Origin of the sequence: Lacinutrix jangbogonensis (assembly GCF_000797445.1) — a bacterium.
GTDB lineage: Bacteria > Bacteroidota > Bacteroidia > Flavobacteriales > Flavobacteriaceae > Lacinutrix > Lacinutrix jangbogonensis.
On sequence record NZ_JSWF01000041.1, the window covers coordinates 1 to 8851 of the forward strand.

Annotated in this window: 8 protein-coding genes; 7 read left to right on the forward strand and 1 reads right to left on the reverse strand. The window is 30.4% G+C overall.

Annotation, left to right across the window (positions count from 1 at the left end; translation table 11 throughout):
* From RH82_RS15810 to RH82_RS15840, 7 genes are all read left to right on the forward strand, one after another.
* A partial coding sequence (locus tag RH82_RS15810; RefSeq protein WP_034062207.1) for a transposase occupies positions 1–556 on the forward strand: 556 nt, incomplete at its 5' end.
* A 166-nt stretch (positions 557–722) separates the two neighbouring features.
* Positions 723–1559: a DUF4238 domain-containing protein gene (locus tag RH82_RS15815; RefSeq protein WP_262494885.1), complete on the forward strand. Its 837-nt coding sequence runs from the start codon at positions 723–725 to the stop codon at positions 1557–1559.
* 140 nt (positions 1560–1699) lie between these two features.
* Positions 1700–2560 (forward strand): FRG domain-containing protein, encoded by an 861-nt coding sequence (locus RH82_RS15820; protein WP_034062211.1) that lies wholly within the window; start codon positions 1700–1702, stop codon positions 2558–2560.
* Positions 2561–3227: 667 nt separating this feature from the next.
* Positions 3228–3854 (forward strand): hypothetical protein, encoded by a 627-nt coding sequence (locus tag RH82_RS15825; protein ID WP_034062213.1) that lies wholly within the window; start codon positions 3228–3230, stop codon positions 3852–3854.
* Between the two features lie 150 nt (positions 3855–4004).
* Positions 4005–4649 (forward strand): hypothetical protein, encoded by a 645-nt coding sequence (locus RH82_RS15830; protein ID WP_156112514.1) that lies wholly within the window; start codon positions 4005–4007, stop codon positions 4647–4649.
* A 259-nt stretch (positions 4650–4908) separates the two neighbouring features.
* The gene (locus RH82_RS15835; protein WP_052158388.1) at positions 4909–6456 is read left to right on the forward strand and encodes an IS1182 family transposase; all 1548 of its coding nucleotides are present in this window, start codon (positions 4909–4911) and stop codon (positions 6454–6456) included.
* A gap of 592 nt (positions 6457–7048) precedes the next feature.
* Positions 7049–7726: a hypothetical protein gene (locus RH82_RS15840; RefSeq protein ID WP_034062217.1), complete on the forward strand. Its 678-nt coding sequence runs from the start codon at positions 7049–7051 to the stop codon at positions 7724–7726.
* A 220-nt stretch (positions 7727–7946) separates the two neighbouring features.
* Here RH82_RS15840 and RH82_RS15845 read toward each other — a convergent pair.
* The coding region (locus RH82_RS15845; protein WP_206420438.1) for a transposase at positions 7947–8851 on the reverse strand (905 nt) is incomplete at its 5' end.

Sequence of the window (8851 nt, forward strand, 5' to 3'; positions counted from 1 at the left end):
TAAAGCACAAGACACTTATTGCTGTCCTGCCGGTGAAACATTAAAAACTAATGGAAATTGGTACAACAAAAGAGTGTATCGAGTAAAACAATATAAAACCAAAAATTGTAAATTATGTCCAGTAAAAAACGATTGCACCAAAGCCAAATATCAAAGAATCATTGAACGACACGAGTTTGCAGAGGCGCTCGATATAAACAAAAATAACATTAGCAAAAATCCAGAAATATACGCACAAAGACAAGCCATAGTAGAGCATCCTTTTGGCACTATGAAAAGGCAATGGGGATTTGACCACATTATGACCAAAAAAACCAAAGAAAGAGCCTCTGCGGACGTTGGCTTTATTTTCATTGCATACAATCTAAAAAGAATTATGAATAGTATTGGTATTGATCGATTGATCAAACATATCATCTTATTTTGGCTAGAAATAGGTATAAAAAAACGCCTAAATAAGCTTTTAAAGTCTTTTGAACACTTAAAAAAGTTAACTGTATATTTTATTGAAAATGCATCCCCTAAAAGTACAACCAAACAAATAGCTTATTTTTGAATAAATTTATAAAATTATTGGCGGTTTTTAGACGAACTGACGTTGTGTGTAATTTGAGAAAAACTTCGAAAATCATTGATAATATGTCGAATAAAATAACAAAAAAACAACATTATGTTTGGAGAGAATATTTAAGAGCATGGTCGGATGATGATATCATATCAACATATATCAAAAAAAAAATGAAGTAATCCGAACTGACTTAATGAAGGTTGCTCAAAAACGATATTTTAATAAGTTTGATAAGTTTGACAAAACTGAATTGGATTTTTTAAAGCACATGAGTTCTAATATAAAAGGTCCAATTAAGGAAACTATCAATGATCTCGTTAATGATATCAGTATTTTTAATGAACTTAAAAAATTACAAGAAGAAATAGCAAATGAAACACCAGAAACATTAAATGAATTGGAAAAAAATGGTTTCGAACTTTTACATACAACAATCGAAGGACATGGTCGTAATCTGATTTCGTGTAGAAAATTAACAGATCTATATTTTTTTAACGATGCAGAATCAAAGTTTGAAGCATTAATGTATTTATCATTTCAATACTTTAGAACTAAAAAACAGAAAGACTCTCAAATCGAGAATTTTAAAGACACTCAACTAAATATTGAAAAAATATATAATGTTTTAGCAATTATTTCTGCAATTAGAATTGCGCAAAACATTTCTTTTGACCCAAATATCCATTATAATTTATTAGAGATTTCAAATAATGAAATAAGTTTTATAACATGTGACCAACCAGTTATTAACTTGATTGGAGATGAATTAGATGACGAAGGAGGCGCTAAAGATTTAATTTTTTATTATCCAATTTCACCTAAATATGCAATAATGATTGACTTTAAACCAGAAGGCGAAAAATTTCAGCATAAGAATTTGAAAACCGAAGATGTAGAAAAGTTAAACCTTAAAATAGTAAATGAATATCACGAATTTTTGTTTTCAGATACTGATGAACAATTAAAAAACTACACACAACACCGTGTATAATTAATTGCTGGCAAATCGCTTACTTACGAAAGTCCAAACGGACTTTCTTGGTTCATGTTTTATTTACTAAATTAGTCTCTTAAAATACGCAACTAACCATACACAATTCCGTTAGGTGCAATTTGAAAAAAAATAATTGAATGTCCGAAAACCATAGTGAAAATATCTTTTGTGAGTACACAATCAAGTCATGGAATGATTTAAGAAAACTATTTTCAAACATTGATAACTGGATTTTTAGGGGACACGCGGATAGTAGATGGACACTACAGACTACTCTAGAAAGAGGAGCTGAAATGAATAAATCCAATATCAGAGACATTCCACAAATCGAAAAGAATATTATTGATAAATTTAAGCGCAGAGCATCTAATTATCTTGACAATTATCCCGAAGATGACAATTTACTTGAGTGGCTTTCATTGATACAGCATCACGGCGGACCGACTAGATTATTAGACTTTTCAAAGTCATATTATGTAGGTCTTTTTTTTTCTGTTAATCAAACTATAACTGAATCTGCTGTATATTGTCTAAATCGAAAACTAATTCATCAAAAAGGTTTAGAAACAGAAGAGAAAAGATACAGAGAGGATTTTTTGGAATTTGGTAGTAGAGCCCATTGCAATTTTGCCTTAAAAGAACAAACCTTAAGTCCTCTAGTGACAACGGTAGAACCATATAATATTCACGAACGTTTATCGAGACAACAAGGACTTTTTGCAATTCCTTTCGAAGGTCGACAAACATTTGAATATAATCTTTCACTTACAGTAAATTCATATCAAAAAGAATTACCTCAAAGTAAAAAAATTAAAAATCACGAAACAGAATTAAAACTGCTTAATGATGAATGTGGTCTTTTAAAGATAAAAATACCAGCGAAATTTCATAATGAAATTAAAAGAGATTTAAAGCTAATGAACATAACGAACGAAACTCTATTTCCAGGAATAGATGGGTTTTCAAAATCACTATTTAATGAATATGACATCAAGTAAAAAAACTGCACCTAACACGGTGTATAATTAATTGCTTTGGCTAGTGCTTATCTGGAATATTCCTTCGGAATATTCTCTAGTCCGTATTTGTTTATTAATTTAGTTGCTTAACCACGCAACTAACCATACACATCACGTTGTGGGCAAGTACTCAATTAAAATATTTAAGCTTGATTTAAGGGGTTTAAAATTTAATTTCCGCCAAAGTCTGGTATAAAAACCCAATTTTTTTGGCGCACAAAAACAAAAATTTTTAGCTAAGGTTTTGGTTTATTTATTAAGGTCGTTCCCTAGCGGTTGAGCAACTTTATAAATATTTTTTTAGTCGGTTTATTTTTCCCCAGATCAGTAATTAAATTTTTGTTTTTTAACAAAGGAAATTTCTAATCCGCCAGTTTCCGTAAAATCTAATCTGAGCGCTTTATTTTTTTGGTTCTTGAATTTCTAAGAATAAAAAATTCGGTTTCTAGACAAAGGACAGTCCTTTTTTATAATGGTCTGTAAAATATATTCAAAACCTGCCCACAACAAAGTATAAAATTAATTGCTTGATTATTGATTACTTACCAAAGTCCAAACAGACTTTCTTGGTTCGTGTTTTATTTAGTAAATTAGTGTTCTAAATACGCAACTAATCTTATACAACACGTTGTATGCAATTAACAAAATGAAAAAGATAACTTTAATATTTCTAGTTCTAATTATAAATTCTTGTAACTCAAGAAAAGGAGAACAAATCAAAAACGAAAACTCTAAGAGAATTGTTGGAGTTTCAGTAACAAGAAACGACTCTATTATTATCAAAATAAATACAGAGTTTGAAAGGAAGTATGAAGTTTTTGGTGAGAATGATGATGTCTTTAAAGTTTTATCTGACTCGAACACAATAAATCGAGTTAAAGGAAAATTTGCTATGGCGATTCGAAACAAGTATAATCATCAAAATAAAATGATTAGTTTTTTAGATAAAGAAAATGTTGAATTCCCTGATTTAAAAAAAACAGACTTAATTGCAAATTATAGTTTACTGAATGAATACCAAAAAGCAATAAATAGAAAAGGTTTAAAAACATCTATTTTAGGTTATGAAACTTGGTCTGAAGGAAAAGTTGAATACAATACAATAACCTTTTCATTTAATGATAAAAAACTAGATACAATTGGCTTTCAATATTCTCAGTTTTCTAAAACAAAATCAAGTTTAGTATCTATACATTACTTTTATAAAAACCTATCGGATTATGAAGAGATGAATACAAGCATCAACAAGATGGCAAACAAATTTAAGAAATAACTGCATACAACAACGTGTATAATTAATTGCTAGTTCTAGCTTACTTACGAAAATCCTCACGGATTTTCTAGTTGGTTTTGTATTTACTAAATTAGTCGCTTAAACACGCAACAACTCATACACAAACACGTTATGTACAATAAACAAATAATGAATAAAGCAACACTATCATTTTTTATATTTTTCCTTTTGTTAGTATCGTGCAAGGATAAAAAAAAGGAATACTCAATTGACGAGTATACTATCATTACGGACTCTATTTCTTTAAAGAAAGATGTCGTATATAAAAATGAGGTGCCTGAAATTCTTAATTCAACAGATTCAATATTCCAAATAAAAATTTATAAAACAGTTTCCAGACTTAAAAATGGTTACGCTAAAATGCAACAAGACTCTATGCAATACACCTGTTTGGAACTTAGCAGAAGAGATTCAGGACTTATTGGTTTCCCGTCTTATCGGACACTTTCTGACGCTATGCCTGAGCACTATCTTAATATGAAAGTAATAGACACTAATTTTATTGCAATATCTGACTGGTTTCTATGCGAAAGTAACCCTTTTAAGTACAAATTTCATTTCGCTTTTGATGCATTTAAGAACTTTAATGATAGTACTGAAATCACATTAGGTTATGACGGTCCTTTTGAAGGCTCTATAATGACTAAGTTTAATTCAATTAATTTTAATAAAATCATTTCTGAGTTGACATCTCCTGACAGTAAAACAAAAAAAGCCGACAATAACTGGTTACAATCTCAAGGAATTGAAATAAGTGGATATAGGAACAAATAGAATGTACATAACACTGTATATAGCAAATAGAGCGTTTGGTGGTTTACGAAAGTTCAGTGCTATTTACCAACACCGCCAAATTTTTAATTTGGCTTTTAAAATGAATAAGTTAAAAACAAAATATAAAAATGTGGCTCAGTGCAAACACGAAAGGTTATCGCTTTCTAATGCCCTACTTGCCATATACTAATCGTCAGACTGTCTAAAAACTGAGCACTTAAATATTGGTATAAAACATTGATAATTTGTATCTTTAGTTATGAGCTACATTCAAGGTTTTAACAGAAAACAAGCCGTTTTAATTCCCGAAACAATAGAACAATTAATAGCAGAAAATAATCCTGTACGCTTTATTGATGCCTTTGTAAATTCACAAGATGTTGTTGCTTTGGGGTTTAAAGATATTCGGTTTAATAAAAATGGTCGCCCGCCATTTCATCCAAAAGATTTATTAAAACTTTACATCTACGGCTATCTTAATAAAATAAGATCTTCTCGAGCATTAGAAAAGGAATGTATTAGAAATGTGGAATTGATGTGGCTTATAAAAGGACTTGTTCCAGACCATAATACCATCTCTAATTTTAGAAGGGACAATCCAAAATCCATTAAAAAAGTGTTTAGAGCCACTGTAAATATTGCTAAGAACCTAGACCTTATTGGAGGTGTTTTACTTGCGGGTGATGGAACCAAACTTAGAGCACAAAACTCCAAGAAAAACAATTACAACCAAAAGAAAATTGATAGACATATTGCCTACATAGAAACGAAGCTTGCTCAATATTGTAATGCATTAGAAACTGCTGATGGTGATAAGAAAAAAGTGATTGAAACAAAAATTGCCAAACAAAACAAACACAAGAAACAGTATCAAGCTATTGAAAAACAATTAAAACAAACAGGTGAAAAACAATTCTCTAGCTCAGACCCAGAAGCTAGACAGCTTGTTATTAGAGGAGTTGTTACCGAAGTTTGTTATAATGTACAATCTACTGTAGACCATAAACATAAAATCCCTATTGATTACGATCTCACCAATAATAACGATAAGCACGCTATGACTTCCATGGTAGAAAATGCGATTGAAATAGTGGGTAACAACACCTTTGATGCTGTATTTGATAAAGGTTATTATACTGCGGAGCAAATTCATAAATCTCAAAAACTTGGAGTAACCACTCACGTTTGTGTTCCTAACCCTGCTTCTAATGCTCCTGATAAAGCCTATAATGTTAGTGAATTTATTTACAATAAAGCACAAGACACTTATTGCTGTCCTGCCGGTGAAACATTAAAAACTAATGGAAATTGGTACAACAAAAGAGTGTATCGAGTAAAACAATATAAAACCAAAAATTGTAAATTATGTCCAGTAAAAAACGATTGCACCAAAGCCAAATATCAAAGAATCATTGAACGACACGAGTTTGCAGAGGCGCTCGATATAAACAAAAATAACATTAGCAAAAATCCAGAAATATACGCACAAAGACAAGCCATAGTAGAGCATCCTTTTGGCACTATGAAAAGGCAATGGGGATTTGACCACATTATGACCAAAAAAACCAAAGAAAGAGCCTCTGCGGACGTTGGCTTTATTTTCATTGCATACAATCTAAAAAGAATTATGAATAGTATTGGTATTGATCGATTGATCAAACATATCATCTTATTTTGGCTAGAAATAGGTATAAAAAAACGCCTAAATAAGCTTTTAAAGTCTTTTGAACACTTAAAAAAGTTAACTGTATATTTTATTGAAAATGCATCCCCTAAAAGTACAACCAAACAAATAGCTTATTTTTGAATAAATTTATAAAATTATTGGCGGTTTTTAGACGAACTGTCGTTGTGGGCAAGTACTCAATTAAAATATTTAAGCTTGATTTAAAGGGTTTAAAATTTAATTTCCGCCAAAGTCTGGTATAAAAACCCAATTTTTTTTGGCGCACAAAAACAAAAATTTTAGCTAAGGTTTTGGTTTATTTATTAAGGTCGTTCCCTAGCGGTTGAGCAACTTTATAAATATTTTTTTAGTCGGTTTTTTTTTCCATAGATCAGTAATTAAATTTTTGTTTTTTAACAAAGGAAATTTCTAATCCGCCAGTTTCCGTAAAATCAAATCTGAGCGCTTTATTTTTTTGGTTCTTGAATTTCTAAGAATAAAAAATTCGGTTTCTAGACAAAGGACAGTCCTTTTTTATAATGGTCTGTAAAATATATTCAAAACCTGCCCACAACAAAGTATAAAATTAATTGCTTGGTTATTGATTACTTACAAAAGTCCAAACAGACTTTCTTGGTTCGTGTTTTATTTAGTAAATTAGTGTTCTAAATACGCAACTAATCTTATACAACACGTTGGCAACCATTAAAAATGAATATCAAACATTCAACCTTTGAATAAAAATTTAAAAAAACATATTGACCTGATATATTTTGGATTAGGGTTACTAATTGTGATTTCTGCGGATAAAAATTCAGGTTTTCTCTTTCCTTGGTATCTGCATCTAATATTTGGTTTGTTTCTATCTCTATATGGAGTATATCTCTATATTAAAAAGCGCCATAAAAAAACAAATAAAATCATAGTGAGCGTCTTGATCTCTGTATCTATAATCATTTCAGTTATAAAATTTTCTGGAATTACTAATCCTCAAAATAATCCATTAAATGATGGTAATCATCCTTTTTGGAATGCTTCAGAATACTCATATGAATTGGAGTCGGATAATATTACTGGATTAATTAAATTAAATGACGATAAAATTTTGGTGCAGATTAATGAAACAAATGGACTCGCATATGACAGTATACATATTCTTAACGATGAAAGAAGACTTACAAGTTCTAATGTGTTTATGACTTATTTAATTGATGGAAAAGGTATAGTTCGAAGAGGGACAACAGCGAAAAAATCGATGATTAGATTCAAAGATTATTTTACTTCATTAGATACTTTAAGAGTAGGATTTATTTACAATGACGAACCTTTCAAAAAAATAAAAAATAATATCAAACTTGAATTTTTTAAAAACTCAGAGTTATATTCAATAACAGTAGATATAAAACAATAACGTTTGCCAACAATAGCTATAATTAATACGGGTTTTAGTGCTTAACCCAAAGTTTAGTGCATATAACCAAGTCCGCCAAATCTTTTGATTTGGCTTTAGAACAAAAAAGATAAAACAAAATAAAAAGTTTTGGCTAAGTGCTTAATCGAAAGTTCACTACTTTTAATTCCCGTACTAACCATAGCCTAGACGTCAGTTCGTCTAAAAACCGCCAATAATTTTATAAATTTATTCGAAAATAAGCTATTTGTTTGGTTGTACTTTTAGGGGATGCATTTTCAATAAAATATACAGTTAACTTTTTTAAGTGTTCAAAAGACTTTAAAAGCTTATTTAGGCGTTTTTTTACACCTATTTCTAGCCAAAATAAGATGATATGTTTGATCAATCGATCAATACCAATACTATTCATAATTCTTTTTAGATTGTATGCAATGAAAATAAAGCCAACGTCCGCAGAGGCTCTTTCTTTGGTTTTTTTGGTCATAATGTGGTCAAATCCCCATTGCCTTTTCATAGTGCCAAAAGGATGCTCTACTATGGCTTGTCTTTGTGCGTATATTTCTGGATTTTTGCTAATGTTATTTTTGTTTATATCGAGCGCCTCTGCAAACTCGTGTCGTTCAATGATTCTTTGATATTTGGCTTTGGTGCAATCGTTTTTTACTGGACATAATTTACAATTTTTGGTTTTATATTGTTTTACTCGATACACTCTTTTGTTGTACCAATTTCCATTAGTTTTTAATGTTTCACCGGCAGGACAGCAATAAGTGTCTTGTGCTTTATTGTAAATAAATTCACTAACATTATAGGCTTTATCAGGAGCATTAGAAGCAGGGTTAGGAACACAAACGTGAGTGGTTACTCCAAGTTTTTGAGATTTATGAATTTGCTCCGCAGTATAATAACCTTTATCAAATACAGCATCAAAGGTGTTGTTACCCACTATTTCAATCGCATTTTCTACCATGGAAGTCATAGCGTGCTTATCGTTATTATTGGTGAGATCGTAATCAATAGGGATTTTATGTTTATGGTCTACAGTAAGATTGTACATTATAACAAACTTCGGTAACAACTCCTCTAATAACAAGCTGTCTAGCTTCTGGGTCTGAGCTAGAG

Bases quoted from the DNA above. Each gene is read 5' to 3' on its own strand.
- RH82_RS15820 (WP_034062211.1), top strand. From the start codon at position 1,700: ATGTCCGAAAACCATAGTGAAAATATCTTTTGTGAGTACACAATCAAG.
- RH82_RS15825 (WP_034062213.1), top strand. From the start codon at position 3,228: ATGAAAAAGATAACTTTAATATTTCTAGTTCTAATTATAAATTCTTGT.
- RH82_RS15830 (WP_156112514.1), top strand. From the start codon at position 4,005: ATGAATAAAGCAACACTATCATTTTTTATATTTTTCCTTTTGTTAGTA.
- RH82_RS15835 (WP_052158388.1), top strand. From the start codon at position 4,909: ATGAGCTACATTCAAGGTTTTAACAGAAAACAAGCCGTTTTAATTCCC.